Source organism: Suilimivivens aceti (genome assembly GCF_025567405.1).
Taxonomy (GTDB): Bacteria; Bacillota; Clostridia; order Lachnospirales; family Lachnospiraceae; genus Suilimivivens; species Suilimivivens aceti.
The window spans coordinates 1-17,573 of the sequence record NZ_JAOQKJ010000016.1; the positions used below are offsets into that span (position 1 = coordinate 1).

The 17,573-nt window shown below is 46.9% G+C and carries 16 protein-coding genes; 2 read left to right on the forward strand and 14 right to left on the reverse strand.

Translation table 11 applies throughout. The features are described 5' to 3' along the window. Positions 1-289: 289 nt before the first annotated feature. Together OCV77_RS14585 and OCV77_RS14590 are read right to left on the reverse strand one after the other, a co-directional pair. On the reverse strand, positions 290-1,669 hold the full coding sequence (locus tag OCV77_RS14585) for a flagellin N-terminal helical domain-containing protein (protein ID WP_262575735.1): 1,380 nt from the start codon (positions 1,667-1,669) through the stop codon (positions 290-292). Positions 1,670-1,820: 151 nt separating this feature from the next. Further along, entirely contained in the window at positions 1,821-2,096 is a 276-nt protein-coding gene (locus OCV77_RS14590; protein ID WP_118799729.1) for a carbon storage regulator, read from the reverse strand. 560 nt (positions 2,097-2,656) lie between these two features. Between OCV77_RS14590 and OCV77_RS14595 the strand changes: the two genes are divergently transcribed. After that, positions 2,657-3,049, forward strand: a complete 393-nt coding sequence (locus OCV77_RS14595; protein WP_262575738.1) for a DUF5684 domain-containing protein — start codon at positions 2,657-2,659, stop codon at positions 3,047-3,049. Between the two features lie 152 nt (positions 3,050-3,201). Here the strand turns inward: OCV77_RS14595 and OCV77_RS14600 are convergent, their stop codons facing one another. From OCV77_RS14600 to glnA, 6 genes are all read right to left on the reverse strand, one after another. Next, positions 3,202-4,416 (reverse strand): LL-diaminopimelate aminotransferase, encoded by a 1,215-nt coding sequence (locus OCV77_RS14600; RefSeq protein ID WP_262575740.1) that lies wholly within the window; start codon positions 4,414-4,416, stop codon positions 3,202-3,204. Between the two features lie 23 nt (positions 4,417-4,439). Next, the gene (gene dapF / locus OCV77_RS14605; RefSeq protein ID WP_262575742.1) at positions 4,440-5,288 is read right to left on the reverse strand and encodes a diaminopimelate epimerase; all 849 of its coding nucleotides are present in this window, start codon (positions 5,286-5,288) and stop codon (positions 4,440-4,442) included. A 97-nt stretch (positions 5,289-5,385) separates the two neighbouring features. Further along, positions 5,386-7,098: a Na/Pi cotransporter family protein gene (locus OCV77_RS14610; protein WP_262575744.1), complete on the reverse strand. Its 1,713-nt coding sequence runs from the start codon at positions 7,096-7,098 to the stop codon at positions 5,386-5,388. 126 nt (positions 7,099-7,224) lie between these two features. Beyond that, entirely contained in the window at positions 7,225-8,373 is a 1,149-nt protein-coding gene (locus tag OCV77_RS14615; RefSeq protein WP_262575746.1) for an aldo/keto reductase, read from the reverse strand. A gap of 70 nt (positions 8,374-8,443) precedes the next feature. Beyond that, a complete protein-coding gene (locus tag OCV77_RS14620; protein WP_118799237.1) occupies positions 8,444-8,995 on the reverse strand; it encodes an ANTAR domain-containing response regulator in 552 nt (183 codons plus the stop codon). Between the two features lie 29 nt (positions 8,996-9,024). Continuing rightward, positions 9,025-10,359, reverse strand: a complete 1,335-nt coding sequence (gene glnA / locus OCV77_RS14625; protein ID WP_118799236.1) for a type I glutamate--ammonia ligase — start codon at positions 10,357-10,359, stop codon at positions 9,025-9,027. Between the two features lie 157 nt (positions 10,360-10,516). On the opposite strand from glnA, the gene OCV77_RS14630 reads away from it, so the two are divergent. Next, positions 10,517-10,999 carry a hypothetical protein gene (locus OCV77_RS14630; protein WP_262575748.1) on the forward strand — a complete coding sequence of 161 codons (483 nt, stop codon included), beginning with the start codon at positions 10,517-10,519 and terminating at the stop codon, positions 10,997-10,999. Positions 11,000-11,072: 73 nt separating this feature from the next. Here OCV77_RS14630 and OCV77_RS14635 read toward each other — a convergent pair whose 3' ends face one another. The 6 genes from OCV77_RS14635 to hisC all read right to left on the reverse strand — a co-directional run bounded on the left by OCV77_RS14635 (position 11,073) and on the right by hisC (position 17,572). Further along, a complete protein-coding gene (locus tag OCV77_RS14635; protein ID WP_262575750.1) occupies positions 11,073-11,816 on the reverse strand; it encodes a LuxR C-terminal-related transcriptional regulator in 744 nt (247 codons plus the stop codon). A 78-nt stretch (positions 11,817-11,894) separates the two neighbouring features. After that, positions 11,895-13,841, reverse strand: coding sequence for an NAD(+) synthase (locus OCV77_RS14640; protein ID WP_262575751.1), 1,947 nt, complete (start codon positions 13,839-13,841; stop codon positions 11,895-11,897). 10 nt (positions 13,842-13,851) lie between these two features. Then, positions 13,852-14,730: an Hsp33 family molecular chaperone HslO gene (gene hslO, locus OCV77_RS14645; RefSeq protein WP_262575752.1), complete on the reverse strand. Its 879-nt coding sequence runs from the start codon at positions 14,728-14,730 to the stop codon at positions 13,852-13,854. Continuing rightward, a complete protein-coding gene (locus OCV77_RS14650; RefSeq protein WP_262575799.1) occupies positions 14,727-15,632 on the reverse strand; it encodes a class I SAM-dependent DNA methyltransferase in 906 nt (301 codons plus the stop codon). Before OCV77_RS14650 ends, hslO begins: the two co-directional genes overlap by 4 nt. Before the next feature lie 24 nt (positions 15,633-15,656). After that, positions 15,657-16,502, reverse strand: coding sequence for a DUF368 domain-containing protein (locus OCV77_RS14655; protein ID WP_262575753.1), 846 nt, complete (start codon positions 16,500-16,502; stop codon positions 15,657-15,659). A gap of 14 nt (positions 16,503-16,516) precedes the next feature. Beyond that, the gene (gene hisC, locus OCV77_RS14660) at positions 16,517-17,572 is read right to left on the reverse strand and encodes a histidinol-phosphate transaminase (RefSeq protein WP_118799230.1); all 1,056 of its coding nucleotides are present in this window, start codon (positions 17,570-17,572) and stop codon (positions 16,517-16,519) included. Position 17,573 lies beyond the last annotated feature (1 nt).

Consider the following 17,573-nt stretch of genomic DNA (forward strand, 5'->3'; position numbering starts at 1 on the left):
TCCTGATAATATTTTTTAAATTGTTCCAGCTGCTTTACTGACTTGATCGGCTGTGTTGTACTCATAAAATCTTTTCTCCTTTCAGGCATGCTGCCAATGTCCATTCTCCGGACAGGACACGGATATTGCAAACAATTTACTGGAGCAATAATGAAACATTTTATTACAAAATGTTGCATTTTTTTGTTGTTTCTCTTTCTGTATTCATTTCATATCCAGATAAAGAAAAGACCGGATAAACCGGCCTTTTCCTTCACAACTTATCTTTGCAATTTTACTCTTACAGAAATTACTGTAATAAGGAAAGTACGCCCTGGTTAGCCTGATTAGACTGTGCCAGCATAGCCTGACCTGCCTGAGCCAGAATGTTGTTATTGGAATACTTAACCATCTCAGTAGCCATATCGGTATCACGAATCTGGCTCTCTGCGCTGGTGGTATTCTCAACTACGTTGTCCAGGTTGTTGATGGTGTGCTCAAGTCTGTTCTGGATAGCACCGAGTGCAGATCTCTGGGTGGATACTTTCTGAATAGAAGCCTTCAAGGTCTCAATAGACTTGGTAGCTGCATCCTCAGTACTTACATCCAGTCCCTTAACACCAATTCCTTCAGCACTCATGGATTCGATATCAAGAGAAATCTTATTATCATCATTTCCATCTGCACCAACATGAAGAGATAAGGTAAGGGCTTTGGTATAAGTCTCGTCTACTGTTTCAGTCACTTCTGCAGCCTGATCCTGACCGGGTGTTACTTTTACAAATTTGTCAACCTGATCAGCACCAACTTCAACCCATGACCCGTCACTCTTCTGCGCGTAGAACGGTGTTTTAATAGATCCATTCGTGTTAAAATGATTTGCCAAATCTTTTGCATCTATCAGAGTTGCACCAGTATTATCTGTAGCAACTTTTGTACTCTTAACCGCAAGTGTCTGCTGCACATCTGCGACATCCGCAACTTTTTGAGCAGCTACCTGGTTACCAAAATCGACTGTACTATTAGCTGCAACTTTATACAGTTCAACACCTTCCTTCTGTACTACCTTTCCATTTTTAACCTCAAAGAGTTCATCAAAGTCATTCTCGGTAATAGCAGTTATTGAACCTTTTTTATACCATTTTGCATCAGCTATTGTCTTATTCTGGGCAAATCCTACTTTATCGGTTCCCATACCAGCTACATACTCAGCTTTTACATTAATAGCTTCCTTGGCGGGAGTTATCTTAGTAACCTCACGTGTAGCCGTTCCGTCACCCTTCAGCAGATAGGTCTCGTTGAATTTGGTTGTCTCCGATACACGATCAATTTCCTTAACCAGCTGATCAATCTCATCCTGGATGTATCCACGATCATCTTCAGAATTGGTTCCGTTAGAAGCCTTAACTGCCAGTTCATTCATTCTCTGCAGCATGTCATGTACTTCGGTCAGAGCGCCTTCAGCGGTCTGTACTGCGGAGATACCATCCTGTGCATTCAGGGAAGCCTGTGTCAGACCTCTGATCTGCTTTCTCATTTTCTCACTGATGGACAGACCTGCTGCATCATCAGCTGCACGGTTGATCTTGTAACCGGAAGACAGTTTCTCGGTGGACTTTGCCTGAGAAGTGGTGGTTAATCCTAACATTCTGTTAGAGTTCATAGCTGTTAAATTGTGTTGTACTACCATAATAGTTACCTCCTTGTATTTCTGCGCAAATCCGTTTGCGTCAGTTACTTTGCTATTAGTTGCTTTTTGTTGCTTTTATAGTAACCGGAAACCCGAACTTCAAAGACGGGCCCTGCCTTATGGCATTCAAAGCCTCCGGTTATTACCTTGCTCAGTCCTCCAGATTGCCGTGGGTAATGACGACTCTGGACTTTTTCTTTTTCAGGTACTTGGGATCCGTTTCCGGCTCGGCATAGTATTTGGGAAGCTTTGCCTTCTCCTCCGGATCTGTGACCCTGTTTTCCAGTACGGTGCTTCTGACGATATTCACGTCCTTCGGTGCATCCACCATGATGCGGAGATGGTTCTTCGTTCCGCCAAGGAACACGATCTTCACGTTGTCACCGATCATCAGATATTCTTCTGTGCTTACTGTCAGTCTTAACATCCTTAACCTCCCTGTCTGCTGGTATCCTGCTTTGCTGCTCCATGGGTCTGAAGCCTCCAGCCAAGCCTCCCTGCTTTCTGTAACAATTTGTCAGTCATGCAACGTTTTATAATGAAATGTGTCATTATCTCAGCCAGACTGAGGGATATTTTTAAAGGAAATTACAGATTTTTTACTGCAGATGCGGCGCGAAAGCAGCTTCTGTGAAAGGCACTCCGGTCAGAATCTGGCTGCCGGAATTTACTTTGGCAATAGAGGACTAAATAATTTTCAAAAATTTTTCATTTCACCTCTAAAGTTTCCTGCAAACCATCCGAAATAATAATCACAAAGCAAAGATGCAACATTTCATTATAAAATGTTGCATCTTTTCGTTCTGCACTATATTCCCCTTTGCATTCACCTTTATCATGGGAAAATCATCATGGGAAAATCTCTGTCGAAAAAAGTAAAAAAAGTGCCAACTAGTACCATTTATAAATTGACAAGCCATTAGATGTATTATAAGATCATTAAGAACATATAAATTTTTTATAAAACTTATGAAGGAGGATATTCTAATGGAAAGTTATGATGCAGCTTATGCAGCAGCCGCTTCTGGAGTTTCTGCAGTTTACGTCATCTTATCTCTGGCAATTTCTGTTCTTACTTTAGTTGCTATGTGGAAGCTTTTTGTAAAGGCTGGCAAGGCAGGCTGGAAGTGCCTGATTCCCTTTTACAACACATACTGTCTGTATGATATCGCATGGGGAAATGGATGGTTATTCCTGCTGATGTTTGTTCCCTGCGTGAACGTTGTTGTTGGAATCATGATGCTCTTCAAGTTAGCTAAGGCTTTCGGTCAGGGCACAGGATTTGGTTTCGGTTTATTATTCCTGAACACCATTTTCATTCTGATTCTTGGATTCGGCAGTGCAGAGTACGTTGGTCCCCAGGTTTCCGCCAAGAACTGACGCACTCAGGTAAGGAGAGCAGCTTGTCACACGACAGGCTGCTTTTTTAATCTAAAAAACTGCCCTGATATGATTCCTTTTACCGGGAAACCCGGCAGGTACTTACATATCAGGGCAGTATATTCATACTGTTTTCTTAAATTTCAGGCTTCTTACAGTGCCTTTATCCGGTTTACTGCTTCTACCGTATTCTCATAGCTTCCAAACGCAGTCAGTCTGAAGTAGGTCTCTCCGCTCGGTCCAAAGCCTGAACCGGGTGTCCCGACTACATTGGCATTCTCCAGCATATGATCAAAGAACTCCCAGCTTGTCATGCCGTTTGGTGCCTTCAGCCAGATATAAGGGGCATTTACACCACCGGACACGGTGTAGCCGGCTTCCTTAAGGCCATTCAGGATATAAGCTGCATTCTTCATATAATAAGCAACCTGCTCCTTCAGCTGTGCCTTTCCCTCCGGTGAGTATACTGCCTCGCCGGCACGCTGCACGATGTAGGGAGCACCGTTATACTTGGTGCCATGTCTTCTTGCCCAGAGAGAATGAAGGGATACGTCTCCGCTCTTTAATTCCTTCGGGATCACAGTAAAGCCAAGCCTTACGCCGGTAAAGCCTGCATTCTTGGAAAAGGAACGAAGCTCAATGGCACAGGTTCTTGCACCTTCACATTCATAAATGGAATGCGGCACATCGGCCTCTGAAATATAGGCTTCATAGGCAGCATCATAAATAATAACTGCACCAGTCTTATTCGCATAATCAACCCATTCCTGAAGCTGAGCCTTCGTGATCGTGGAGCCTGTCGGATTATTGGGGAAGCAAAGATAAATGATATCCGGTGTTTCCTTCGGCAGCTCCGGTGCGAAATTATTGTCTGCTGTACAGGGCATATAAATAACATCACTCCAGGTTTCCCTGACCGGATCATAGGTTCCGGTCCTGCCCGCCATGACATTGGTATCCACATACACAGGATAAACCGGGTCACATACGGCAATCCTGTTATCAAGGCCAAAGATTTCCTGAATATTACCTGAATCGCACTTGGCACCATCTGACACGAAGATCTCATCCGCAGAGATCTGGCAGCCTCTTGCCTTGTAATCATTGTCTGCGATCGCATTTCTCAGGAATTCATAACCAAGGTCAGGTGCATAGCCTCTGAAGGTTTCTGCATGTCCCATCTCATCTACTGCCTTATGCAGTGCCTCGATGATCGCCGGTACAAGGGGCTGGGTCACATCACCAATGCTGAGCCTGATCACCTTTTTATCCGGATGTGCTTCCTGATAGGCTCTCTGCTTCTTTCCTACTGTTGAGAAAAGATAGCTGCCCGGAAGCTTCAGGTAGTTTTCATTTACTTTAAACATGTATTCTGTCTCCTCCTGGATCTTTAGATTTCTATTTCACCTTCAAATACAGTCGTGGCAGGTCCTGTCATGTAAACACGGTTCTCTGCTTTATCCCACTGAATCTGTAAAGTACCACCTAATAGTTTAACAGTAACCGTGTCTTTCGTCAAACCATTTAAGCTGCAGGCAACAGCAGCCGCGCAGGCTCCGGTTCCGCAGGCCAGCGTCTCCCCGGTTCCTCTTTCCCACACTCTCATCTCTATCGTTTCCTCATCCAGTATCTTTACAAATTCGGCATTGACCCTCTTTGGAAATCTCGGATGCTTCTCAAGCCCAGGTCCAACCTGCTCCAGCGGAAAATCCTGCACATCCTCCACGAAAACAACTGCATGGGGATTTCCCATGGATACGCAGGTCATCCGGTAGGCTTTCCCCTCTATCTCTATGGGCTCTGCGATCACCTCTCCCTTTTCATCTTCAGCAAGCACAGGGATTTCACAGGCCTTCAGGATAGGTTCTCCCATATTGACCTTCACAGTCGACACCCTGCCATTCTCTACATGAAGATCGAGATACTTGATCCTTCCCGCACTGATCACACTGATCTGCGTCTGATCCGTCAGTCCCTTATCATATACATATTTGGCCACACAGCGGATCCCGTTTCCACACATTTCTGCACGGGTTCCGTCCATATTGTACATTTCCATTTCAAAATCCGCCTGATCAGAAGGGTTGATGAAGATCACGCCATCCCCGCCAATACCAAAATGTCTGTCGCTCAGACGTCTTACGAGCTCCGGCTTCTGCTCTGCCGGAATCCTTTCCCTGGCACCATCGATATAAATATAGTCATTTCCACAGCCATGCATTTTCGTAAATTTAAGCATAGAGAAACCCTCCTGTTCCTGCATTGCAAATTTTATTATATACCATACCCAATATGAAGGAAAATAATGTTTTCTGCTGGAGGGTTTGCAAAAAATGCTATTCTTTAGCTGTAAGCTCTTCCGGACTGCCTGTGGCATTGAAATAATTCAGATCCACCTTGTCAAGGGCTGCATCTGCGATATTCACACAGCAGTTGCCCATTCTGTCAACGGCATGGAGGATATCATTTAAGGGGCCTGTCATCTCTGTGGCACATTTTCCCTTACTGACCCTGTCCATATGTCCCTTCCTCATCTCAATATCAAGATCAAGCACCTTTTCCTTTTTCTTACGGATCTTCCTGGCACTCTCTTCGTCTCCCGTAGTCAATACCTGCAATGCCGCTCCATACATGTCTTCTATTACCTTAAGGCTTTTTTCCAGATCCTTCATGGCTTCCTTGGAATATTTCGTCTTCCTCCGATCTCTGTCCTCGATCGCCAGTGTCACATCCACGCACAGCTCTCCCATCCGTTCCACATCCCCGAGCAGATACATAACACCCGCTGTCTGTGCCGCCTGCTCTTCTGTCAGGACACCCGCAGAAAACAGACCGGACAGATACTCTGTGATCTTACCACCTAAGCCCTTCAGCCTTTCACGCTGCTCTATCCCGGCTGCCGGCCGTCCTTCTTCCTTCCTTCTTACCATACCGGTTGTCAGATGAAGCTGTTCCCCCACAAGGAAAGCCAGATGGAGAATCTCCTTGGCTGCAAGCTGCAGTGCGGCTGCCGGCTGCGCCATCAGTCTGTCATCCAGATAAACCGGCTCCGCCGGATCTCCTTCTCCCTCCTTTTTGTCCGGTATCAGTCTCATGACAAGCTTCACCATAACGAACAAAAGTGGTGTCCAGATCAGAGTCATCACAATATTAAAGGTGGTATGTGCATTGGCGATCTGTCTGGAAATAACCTCTACCTCAGGTCCCTTTGGTGAGATCATCTGGATAAAGGCAGCAAAGGGTCGGATAAACCAGATAAACAGAAGGCATCCGCTGACATTGAAGATACAGTGCGCGGCCGCTGTCCTCTTGGCATTCCTTGGCTGTCCGATGCTGGCAAGCACTGCCGTGATCGTAGTTCCGATATTATCACCAAGCAGGATCGGGATCGCCCCTGTCAGACCGATCACACTGCTCACTCCGTCAGCTCCCGGCTGAATGGCAAAGTTCTGGAGAACGGCAATCGTCGCACTACTGCTCTGTACTACCAGGGTCATGACCGTACCGGTCAGCACACCAAGCACCGGTATATCCGATACCTTGTCAAAAAGCTCTGTAAACACCGGGCTGTTTGCCAGCGGCTGCATCACACTTCCCATAGTATCTATGCCAAGGAAAAGCAGGCCAAAGGCAAAAATGGTAAGGCCGATATTTTTTATTCTCTCGGATCTGGAAAGAAAGGAAATCAGAAATCCCACAAAGATGATCAGGAAAATATAATCACTGATCTTAAATGCTATGATCTGTGCTGTCATCGTTGTACCGATATTCGCACCAAAAATAATAGAGATCGCCTGTGGCAGCGTCATCAGGCCTGCGCTGACAAAGCCGATCGCCATGACTGTCGTAGCGCTGCTGCTCTGCAGTACTGCTGTTGTCAGTGCGCCTGCCAGTACACCAAGCACCGGATTTTTCGTAAGCAGTGCCAGAACGGCCTTCATTTTTTCTCCCGCCGCCTTCTGCAGGCATTCACTCATCATGTTCATGCCATAGATAAAAACAGCAAGACCTCCAAACAACCCAAACAAAATCTGTACCGTGTTACTCATCTCTCTCCTCCAAACTGGTTTCTGTCCCTCAGAATGTAAAATCCATGTATCATCCAGTTTAGTATATCAGAGCTTTTTTCCGTTTGAGTCAAGTGGAGGTCAATTCTATGTAAAGTCTATGTAAAATCAGCCTTCAAACATTGCTGCAACCATTTTCAGATCCTCTGCAATGGGCAGATGCTGGGGACAGATCCGCTCACACTGCCTGCAGGACACACAGTCACTGGCCTTCCCGAAGGTCTTTGTCAGATTTCTGTAGTACCCTCTATGGGAAATCCAGTCCTTGTCCCTTGTTTTCTGCATCTCTGCATTATAAAGTGAAAAATATTTCGGGATCGGAATATGCTTCGGACAGCCATCTGTACAGTAGGAGCACCCTGTACAGGGAATGGCAATATCCCTGTTAATGATGTCCACTGCCCTTCTGATGACCTGTTGTTCTTCATCGTCCAGAGGCTTAAAGTCCTCCATGTAGCTGATATTGTCGAGCAGCTGTTCCATGCTGCTCATGCCGCTGAGCACCAGCATGACATTGTCAAGTCCTGCCGCGAAACGGATCGCCCAGGAGGGTATACTCATGTCCGGATGCACAGTCTTCATTTCCTTTTCTACTTCTTCCGGTACCTTGGCAAGTGTCCCTCCCTTCACCGGCTCCATAACGATGACCGGCTTGCCATGCTTTCTGGCTACCTCATAGCATTTCCGGGACTGCACGCCTTCGCTGTCCCAGTCAATATAATTGATCTGAAGCTGTACGAATTCCATTTCCGGATGCTCTGTCAGTACCTTATCAAGAAACTCTGCATTGTCATGGAAGGAAAATCCCATATGGCGGATCAGACCCTGTTTCTTTTTCTCTGCGATCCAGGTAAAGCAGTCCAGCTCCTTATAGATCTCATAATGGTGGGCTCCCGCATCATGGAGCAGATAGTAGTCAAAGTAATCTGCACCTGTCTTACGGAGCTGCTCCTGAAAGATCCTGTCCCGGTCCTCCTTTGTCTTAAGATATCCCGCATGCAGCTTGGTTGCCAGTGTATAAGTGCTTCTGTCATGACGTTTTACCAGTGCTTCCCTGACAGCCTCTTCACTTTTGAAGGCGCAGTACATCCACGCTGTATCAAAATAGGTAAAGCCTCTTTCTATAAAGGTGTCTACCATCTGCTTCATCTGCTCAAGGTCAATGCTTGCGGCATCACCCGGATTTAAAAGCGGCAGTCTCATCAGACCAAAGCCAAGCTTTTTACTTCCACTGTAAATACTACTGAAATCTCCCATTATCTTTTCTCCTGTTTCTCTGCTTTCTTCTGTTCTTATATATTTTTGTCCTTAAACCCATATATCATGCTTATACCTGCATCATACTCAGCACCATCTGGGCAGTTTCTACCATATTCGTGCCACTGTCCATGCTGCATTTCTGGATATATCTGTGAGCCTCCTCCTCTGACAGGTGATTCCGATCCATCAGAAGCTCCTTTGCCTGTCTGATCAGTGCTGTCTCCTCCGGGTTCCGTTCCTTCGGCTTCAGCCGCTGTCTGCGTTTCCGCCGTTCTGTTGCCTGGATCATCATATCAACTGTGCTGATCAGGTCATTTCCCTTCAGCGGCATTATCACCGAGACAATCCCTTCTTCTACAATACCACTTCCCAGGATATTCTGGGAAGCCATGAGCAGCATTTCAAACCCAAAGGGCAGATCCTCATGCAGCTGTGAATAAATCATATCTGCCAGTTTATAACCACATATGACGATTCCGTAATTCAGCCCATCCGCAAGTGCAAGTGCCTGCGCTCCAGTTGTGCATACGCCAGCTACCGGTATGCCGCTTCTGACTAACAGGTTCCGTATTCCCTGTGCAACCTCTGCCTTGGGAAGGGCGATGATCACGCTGGTCATAAGCACACCTCCTCTCGATCACAGCTTTCCTAGTACTGGTTTAAATACTGGCTGATCTCCCATTCTGTGACCTGTGCGGTATACTTTTCCCATTCCTCTTTTTTCGCCCTGATGTACTTATCTGCCATATGGACTCCAAGGACCTCCCTGATCAGTTCATCCTTCTCCAGCTCACTGACAGCCTCTCTTAAGGAAGCCGGCACTGCTTCAATGCCACGGCTCTTTCTTTCTTCCTCTGTCAGATCAAAGATATTGCAGTCCACACTTTCCGGCGGATCAATATGGTTCACGATACCATCAAGTCCGGCGCGCAGGCAGACTGCCAGCGCAAGATAGGGATTGGCTGACGGATCCGGGCAGCGCAGCTCGATCCTTGTATGTTCCCCTCTTGAAGAAGGGATCCTGATCAGCGGACTTCTGTTTGTTGCGCTCCACGCAATATAAACAGGTGCTTCATAGCCTGGCACAAGTCTCTTGTAGGAATTGACAAGGGGATTGGTGATCGCTGTCATTCCTTTCATATGCTTCATGATACCGCCGATAAACCAGTAGGCCTCCCTGCTGAGTCCGTTTTTATCAGAGGGATCTGAGAAAATGTTCTTTCCGTCCTTTGCAAGAGACATATTGATATGCATACCCGAGCCATTCACACCGAATTTAGGCTTTGGCATAAAGGTAGCGTGAAGACCATGACGCTTTGCGATCGTTTTGACGGCCAGCTTGAAGGTCATGATATTATCCGCAGCCGCCAGTGCTTCATCATACTGGAAATCAATCTCATGCTGCGCCGGTGCTATCTCATGATGGGAGGATTCTACGATAAATCCCATATCCTCCAGCGTCAGGACCATATCTCTTCTTGCATTCTCTCCAAGGTCCAGAGGTCCTAAGTCAAAATAGCCTGCCTTTTCATGGGTAATGGTCGTTGGCAGTCCGTTTTCATCTGTATGAAAAAGGAAAAACTCACATTCCGGTCCGACCTCAAAGGTATACCCAAGCTCTGCTGCCTCCCTGACAGCCCTTTTCAGCACATATCTGGGATCCCCCTCAAAGGGCTCCCCTCCCGGTCTCTTCACATCGCAGATCAGTCTTGCTACCTTGCCCTGCTGTGGTCTCCACGGAAAAATAGCAAGCGTGTCCAGATCCGGATACAGGATCATGTCAGCCTCCTCGATCCTGGCAAAGCCTTCAATGGAAGAACCGTCGAACATGCAGCGGTTATCCAGAGCCTTTCCGAGCTGGCTGACTGTGATCGCCACATTCTTCATCTGTCCGAACATATCCGTAAACTGCAGCCTGATAAATTCCACATCCTCATCCTGTACCAGCTCCATAATATCTTCCTTTGTATAATGCTTATGCATGGTTCATTCCTCCCACCGTTCCTGATTCTCAATAAGTAAAAATATTCTAAAAAAATAATACCAACCGCACTTTTTATTTGTCAATAGGGGATGTTTCTGTAATAAAACCTTTCCCGCACTAATACTATAGTAAAAAGAGAAAAACCGGTGAAAATCCATGAGCTCCAAGACAAAGATCGTTGTACTGCATCTGAAAGAATTAATATATACAGGTATTTTTGTTGTCCTTGGCATCCTGTTCCTGATCCTGATGATCGTCATGTTCCTGCCAAAGACTACAGCAAAGGAAACATCCGCTTCAGCAAATACCGCTGCCTATGTTCCCGGTGTCTATACTACCTCACTGATCATCAATGATAATGTTGTGGATGTAGAGGTCACGGTTGATGAGAACAATATCAATGATATCCAGATCGTCAATCTGGACGAAGCCGTTACGACCATGTTCCCCCTGATCGAGCCTGTCTTTGATGATCTGGCAGAGAAAATACTGAAAACCCAGTCTCTGGAAAATATTACCTATGCCGATGATAATAAATATACCTCCACCGTGCTTTTAAACGCGATTAAAGCTTCCCTGCAGAAAGCCTCTCCTTCACCGTCTGCCTCTGAGGATCCTGCCGGCTCCGGCAGCAGGTGACAGGGTATCTGTACAGATCAGAGAGAGCGGCCATATTCCCTTTACAGCCGCTCCCTGTCCTGACCTGCTATTTTCATTCTCTTTCCAGCACCTTCTTGAAAAGCTGCACTCTGTTATTTACCTGCAGCTTTCTGTAAATATTGAGAGAATGCTTTTTAAATGTGTTGATGCTGATCGACAGCTCCTCACAGATCTCTTCCTTATCCTTCCCTTCCATGATACACTGGAGAACCATTTCCTCCCTGCCAGTCAGGCCAAATTCCCTTGTAGCTTCCACGATCGTATATTTATGAGGTTCATAAAGACGCAGCTGTCTGTCCCTGTATAAACGGTATGACAGATGATCCTTCAGCATATCCAGCAGGAAAATATCATCATAGTCAAAATTGTCCTTCCCTATGGAACGGTATAGTGTCATGATACCAAGAAACTGTTTTTCGCTGGCAAGCACCATCAGCAGGGAATAATTCCAGTTTCCCGGCCGGTATACCTTTTTGTAATACAGGCTTTCCTGCCTTTTCTCCTCCGCGACCAGATCTGTTTCCCGGATCACAAGGCTCTTTCCCCCTTCCATAAGCTTCTTAAAGGGCGCCATATCAACAAATTCCGAAGCTGTACCTTCGCAGTTATACAGGGCAGGATCCTCCAGTACCTCTTTTCCCTCTCCTGCCAGATAAAAGTCTGCTGCGTCAAAATCTACAAGCATTTTCATCTGTTCGAGAAGATCTATGCGCATCGTCTTTTCATCCTCAGTCGTATAGATCCGGTAGATCATTCTGTTCAGAACCAGGAAATCACTGTTTTCAGGATTTTTCATACCCTTTCCCCCTGTCCTTCAAATAAAGAAAAAAAGCAGTCTCCACGTAAGGATACTGCTTCTTTGCAATCACTGATATCATAATATATCATTTTCTTTTATTTTGCAAGTCTGCTGAAGCTTCTCCACCTCGGCAAGCCAGCAGGCTGCACTGGCATCAGAGGGCATCCGCAGATCTCCTCTTGGTGAAAGTGCCACGCTTCCGACCTTTGGACCGTCCGGCAGGCAGGAGCGTTTGAACTGCTGTGCAAAAAATCTCCGGTAAAAGGTCTTTAACCACTTCAGGATCACTTCGTCCTCATAGACACCTGTAAAGGTCTTCCTGGCAATCCGGTAGATCTTTTCCGGTTCAAAGCCGCACCTCAGCATATAATATAGGAAGAAATCATGAAGCTCATAGGGTCCTACCAGATCTTCCGTCTTCTGGGAAATCTTTCCCTCAACGGGAGGCAGGAGTTCCGGGCTGACCGGTGTATCCAGCACGTCCCGGAGAACTGCCGACAGGGTTTCATTTTCACAGGTATCTGCATAATAAGCCACCAGATGTCTCACCAGTGTCTTTGGCACACCGGCATTCACACCGTACATGGACATGTGATCTCCATTGTAGGTTGCCCATCCAAGCGCAAGCTCCGACATATCTCCGGTTCCGATCACAAGTGCATTCTCCCTGTTGGCAATATCCATCAGGATCTGGGTTCTCTCCCGTGCCTGTCCGTTTTCATAAGTAACGTTATGGTTCTCCATATCCTGCCTGATATCCCTGAAATGGATCGTGACTGCTTCCCTGATATCGATCTCTTCCAGTGTGGCTCCAAGCGTTTTTGTCAGCTTACAGGCATTATCATAGGTTCTGTCTGTGGTGCCAAAGCACGGCATGGTCACTGCATAAATATTTCCCCTGGGAATCCCCAGCATATCAAATGCCCTTACGGTCACAAGCAATGCCAGTGTGGAGTCCAGGCCACCGGAAATACCAATGACTGCCTTCTGACAGCCGGTATGGGCAAAACGCTTTTTCAGTCCCATGGACTGGATCATAAGAATCTCATTGCAGCGTTCTTCCCTTTCCTTCCTGTCTGACGGAACAAAAGGCTGTCGTGCAAAGCTTCTTGTCAGTCTTGTTTCTTCTATTTTTAGCCAAAAGCCCACGGTCAGATAATCACTGCTTTTCTCCAAAGCAAAGGTATTCATCCGGCGGCGTTCCATGGAAAGCCTGTGGATATCAATATCTCCATAGATTATTTCATTCTGAAACCTTCTGCTTTCTGCCAGCACGGTTCCATTTTCTGTGATCAGGTCATGTCCCCCGAAGACAAGATCCTGTGTCGATTCTCCCTCCCCTGCACTGGCATAAATATAACCGGCAAGGAACCTTGCGCTCTCTGATCTCACAAGCAGTCTTCTGTAAGCCTCTTTTCCAATGGTTTCATTGGATGCCGAAAGATTGACTATCACAGTCGCACCAGCCAGTGCCGCCGATTGACCTGGCGAAGCAGGCACCCACATATCTTCACAGATTTCACATCCTATCGTAAACCCACCGATATTTTCCGCAGTCAGGAGAATATGCGTTCCAAACGGAACCTGCTTTTCAAACAGCTCTACAAAAACAGGCGTTTCATTCCCCCTTTGAAACTGTCTTGTTTCATAGAACTCTCCATAAGAAGGGATCCATGTTTTTGGGATCAGTGCCAGCACCTCACCGTCATGAAGAGCCGCCGCCACATTATACAGCTTCCCATCCTTTTCCAGCGGCAGTCCCACAAAAGCAATGCAGTTCTTCCCTCTGGTAAATCCGGCAATTTTCTGCAGCTGTTCTTTGCATGCCACAAGCAGTGTTTCCTGCAGGAACAGGTCATGACAGGTATAACCGGAAATACAAAGCTCCGGAAAAACAAGGAGCACTGCTCCTTCCTTCTCAGCCTCCTCTATCTTCTGACAGATCACCTGACTGTTATAAACCGGGTCTGCCACCTTCAGATCCGGTGTAATGGCTGCCGCCTTGATAAATCCATGCTTCATATGATCACCCTTATCTTGCTGCCTTCAGCATTTCTTTGAGCTCTTCTACAGAAAAGTGATAGGAATTTCCACAGAACTGACAGTTTACCTCAATGGCTTCCCCATCATTTATCATTTCTTCGATATCCTTCTTACCAATACTGATGATCGCACGCTCCATACGTTCTCTGCTGCAGCTGCATTCATACCGGCACGGCACCTTCTCTGTGATCACCGGATCCAGTCCTGCAAGCAGCTGCTGCAGCATTTCTTCCGGTGTTTTTCCTTCATCCAGCACAGTTGTGACTGTAGAAAAAGCAGCCAGGTTTTTTTCCAGTGCTCCGATCACTTCTTCTCCGACAAAGGGCATCAGCTGGATGATAAAGCCACCCGCCCGCTTCACTGTATTGTTCTTCTCCATCAGAACACCCAGTCCTACACTGGAAGGCACCTGTTCGGAGGCTGCGAAGTAATAGGTCAGGTCATCAGCGATCTCACCGGTCTGCAGGGCGGTCTGCCCCACATAAGGCTCCTTCAGTCCCATGTCCTTGATCACACGCAGTGTTCCCCTTCCTACTGCACCGCCTACATCCAGCTTTCCAGCAGCATTCTTTGGCAGCATCACCTGTGGCTCGACTGCATATCCCTTGACTGTCCCGTTGCTTCCCGCAGTAACCGTCATGCCCCGTACCGGTCCATCTCCGCTGACCTGCAGAGTCAAAAGGTCATCTTCTCCCTTTAGCATCGTTCCCATCATCACCCCGCCTGTCAGCAGCCTTCCGAGGGCTGCCGTGATCACCGGACTGGTATCGTGGATCTGTCTTGCTTTTTCCACAAGCTCCTTCGTTGTTGCCGCAAAGGCTCTGATACCTGCATCAGCGGCCGTCGCCCTGATTATATAATCACTCATCTGTTTTCTCCTGTATTACATTCTTCCGCGGCTTTCCGCCCTTTTCCTGCCACCACATAGATCCGTTCGCTGTCTTCTGTAGGTTCCCTGTGGGTTTCCGCATCCATTACAAGGATCAGGGAAAGTCCGCTGTTTTCCACAAAGCTCTTCATTTCTTCCAGGGTATATCCCCTCTGGTAATGGGTCTCCTGAAATCTGCGGAAGGATTCCCTGTTTTTCTTCTCCCTTGCAAAGATCGTCAGGTCATACTCATTGATGTGCTCTTCCTCATGATAGTAGTTTTCCCAGATAAAGCTGCAGTCATCCCGGTTTTCAGCGATCGTGGTATCCCCGATCACTGTTTCATATTTATAAAGCGTATTAAAATCAAAAATGAAGATCCCTCCCGGATACAGATAATTCTCAACCAGTGAAAACGTATCTGCCACATCCTCATCCTCAAGCAGATAGTTTATACTGTCGCAGACACTGACAACGGTTCCCACAGTACTGTACAGGTCAAGATCCCTCATATCCTGACAGAGATACAGGATTCTGCTTCCGGTTTTTTCCTTTTTGTCCATGGCAAGCTGCAGCATTTCTTCCGAGCTGTCTACACCGATCATGTCAAAGCCCTTCTGTGAAAGGAGCTCCGTCAGTGTGCCTGTGCCACAGCCAAGATCCAGCACCAGATTTTTCTCTTCCTCAAGGGCTTCCCTGAGGGAGGGATCTGCACCGGATTCCTGCTCTGTGCCGGTGCTTTCTGCTGTTCCTGCCGCGCAGCCTGCCTCTCCGGCTGACTGTACCGGTCTTGAAATCCCATATTTCCCGATCAGCCCTGCCAGAAAATCCGCCCACTCTTCATAGGGTGTATCATCCATAAAGGTATCATATACTTCTGCAAACCCCGTATAGGCTTCCATTTCTTCCATTTCTGTTCTCCAGTTTTATTCTCCAAGCTTCATGGCAACCACGAATCCGACAGCGAAGGTGACAAGACTGGTGATCACAGAAAGAACAGTGATCACACCAAGCTCCGAGGCCATCAGGATCGCAATGGGTGATGCCAGGATCAGTCCGATAATCGCATAGTATGCATAGACCGGAAACTTCTCAAAAATAATCTCAATCACCTTGGCAATGGCGAAAATACCGACAATAACGCCGATCCCCATCGGGATCATGATGCCACAGCAGCGCAGGATTTCCTGCATATTGAAATGTACCAGTGCCTCTACGAATTCCTTAATAGTTGCCACAATGGGATTATAATAGCCCATGACCAGAAGCATCATGGAACCGCTGACCCCGGGGATCACCATAGTTGCAGATGCAATAACGCCAACGCCGAACAGCTTCAGTACATTTACAAGGCCAAAGCTTAGATCGGCCGCCTTGCCTTCCGTGTCACCCAGCATGGCCATTCCGATCACGATGGCAAAGAAGATCAGGAACACGATCCCGTGTCCGATCCTGATCCTGCTGCCCTTTACCTTCCTGAACATAAGCGGCAGTCCGCCAACGATGAGTCCAATAAACAGTCCGTTTGTCTGCAGCGGGAAATGCTCAAATGCCGGAGTGATCACAAATGACAGTCCTGCCAGTGCCACGATCATACCAAGTATGATCGGCAGTACGAAGCGGATGCTTTCCTTGAATTCCCTGAACAGATGTGTCAGGCAGTGGATCAGCTTGTCATAAATACCCATGGAAACCGCAAGGGTTCCTCCACTGACACCTGGGATGATATTGGCAAGTCCCATTACCATTCCCTTTAAAAAATTCTTAAACATAGATTACTTCCTCCTTAGTTGTTCAGATAGCTTCTTAAAAATTCCAGGAAACGATCCATCTGTTCATCTGTACCGATAGTGATACGCAGACGGTTGCTGATCCTGTCCTTGTTCCAGTATCTGACATATATGTCATTTTCTTTCAGTGCCCGGAACAGCTCTCCCGCCGGTACATTTTCATGGCCGGCAAACAGAAAATTGCTCATGGAATCTGTAAAGAAAAAGCCCAGCTTCTTCATTTCCTTTTTCACACGCTCTCTGGTTGCTATGATCTTGCCTGTTGTTTCTTTAAAATACGCATCATCCTTTACTGCTGCCGTCCCCATTTCGATAGACGGCAGGTTCATCGTATAGGAATTGAAGGAAAATTTTGCATCCTTCAGATACCTGATCAGCTTCTCATTTCCCATGGCATAGCCGATTCTCATACCGGCCATGGCTCTTGACTTGGAAAAGGTCTGCACAACCAGAAGATTTTCATATTTATCGATCAGGGGGAGGACGCTTTCCCCTCCAAAATCAATATAGGCTTCGTCAATGATCACGACCACATCCTGATTGGCTCTTATGATCTCCTCAATCATGGAAACCTCCTCAAGGACACCTGTCGGCGCGTTGGGATTTGGGAAAATGATACCACCATTTGGTACCAGATAATCCTCCTTCCTGATATGGAAGTCCTCTGTCAGAGGGCATGTCTTATAGGGGATCCTGTACAGATCTGCCCAGACATCATAAAAGGAATAGGTGATATCAGGGAACAGCACCGGAAGACTGCCGTTAAAAAAGGTAAGGAAGGCCATGGAAAGTACATCGTCACTTCCCACACCCACAAACACCTGCGAGGGCTTTACCTGATAATACTCTGCAAGGGCATCTACCAGCTTTTCTGCATTCATATCCGGATACAACCGGAGTTTTTCATAGTCGATCTTTCCTTCTGCCTCTTTTACCAGAGGAGACGGGGGATATGGACATTCATTGGTATTGAGTTTGATGACACCGGGATTCTTTGGCTGTTCCCCTGCCACATAAGGTTCTACCTTTCTGATATTCTGTTCAAAGCCCATG

What these genes read in the sequence shown, in the direction of transcription:
- OCV77_RS14585 (WP_262575735.1), bottom strand. Translation starts at nt 1,669, where the DNA reads ATGGTAGTACAACACAATTTAACAGCTATGAACTCTAACAGAATGTTA.
- OCV77_RS14590 (WP_118799729.1), bottom strand. Translation starts at nt 2,096, where the DNA reads ATGTTAAGACTGACAGTAAGCACAGAAGAATATCTGATGATCGGTGAC.
- OCV77_RS14595 (WP_262575738.1), top strand. Translation starts at nt 2,657, where the DNA reads ATGGAAAGTTATGATGCAGCTTATGCAGCAGCCGCTTCTGGAGTTTCT.
- OCV77_RS14600 (WP_262575740.1), bottom strand. Translation starts at nt 4,416, where the DNA reads ATGTTTAAAGTAAATGAAAACTACCTGAAGCTTCCGGGCAGCTATCTT.
- dapF (WP_262575742.1), bottom strand. Translation starts at nt 5,288, where the DNA reads ATGCTTAAATTTACGAAAATGCATGGCTGTGGAAATGACTATATTTAT.
- OCV77_RS14610 (WP_262575744.1), bottom strand. Translation starts at nt 7,098, where the DNA reads ATGAGTAACACGGTACAGATTTTGTTTGGGTTGTTTGGAGGTCTTGCT.
- OCV77_RS14615 (WP_262575746.1), bottom strand. Translation starts at nt 8,373, where the DNA reads ATGGGAGATTTCAGTAGTATTTACAGTGGAAGTAAAAAGCTTGGCTTT.
- OCV77_RS14620 (WP_118799237.1), bottom strand. Translation starts at nt 8,995, where the DNA reads ATGACCAGCGTGATCATCGCCCTTCCCAAGGCAGAGGTTGCACAGGGA.
- glnA (WP_118799236.1), bottom strand. Translation starts at nt 10,359, where the DNA reads ATGCATAAGCATTATACAAAGGAAGATATTATGGAGCTGGTACAGGAT.
- OCV77_RS14630 (WP_262575748.1), top strand. Translation starts at nt 10,517, where the DNA reads ATGAGCTCCAAGACAAAGATCGTTGTACTGCATCTGAAAGAATTAATA.
- OCV77_RS14635 (WP_262575750.1), bottom strand. Translation starts at nt 11,816, where the DNA reads ATGAAAAATCCTGAAAACAGTGATTTCCTGGTTCTGAACAGAATGATC.
- OCV77_RS14640 (WP_262575751.1), bottom strand. Translation starts at nt 13,841, where the DNA reads ATGAAGCATGGATTTATCAAGGCGGCAGCCATTACACCGGATCTGAAG.
- hslO (WP_262575752.1), bottom strand. Translation starts at nt 14,730, where the DNA reads ATGAGTGATTATATAATCAGGGCGACGGCCGCTGATGCAGGTATCAGA.
- OCV77_RS14650 (WP_262575799.1), bottom strand. Translation starts at nt 15,632, where the DNA reads ATGGAAGCCTATACGGGGTTTGCAGAAGTATATGATACCTTTATGGAT.
- OCV77_RS14655 (WP_262575753.1), bottom strand. Translation starts at nt 16,502, where the DNA reads ATGTTTAAGAATTTTTTAAAGGGAATGGTAATGGGACTTGCCAATATC.
- hisC (WP_118799230.1), bottom strand. Translation starts at nt 17,572, where the DNA reads ATGGGCTTTGAACAGAATATCAGAAAGGTAGAACCTTATGTGGCAGGG.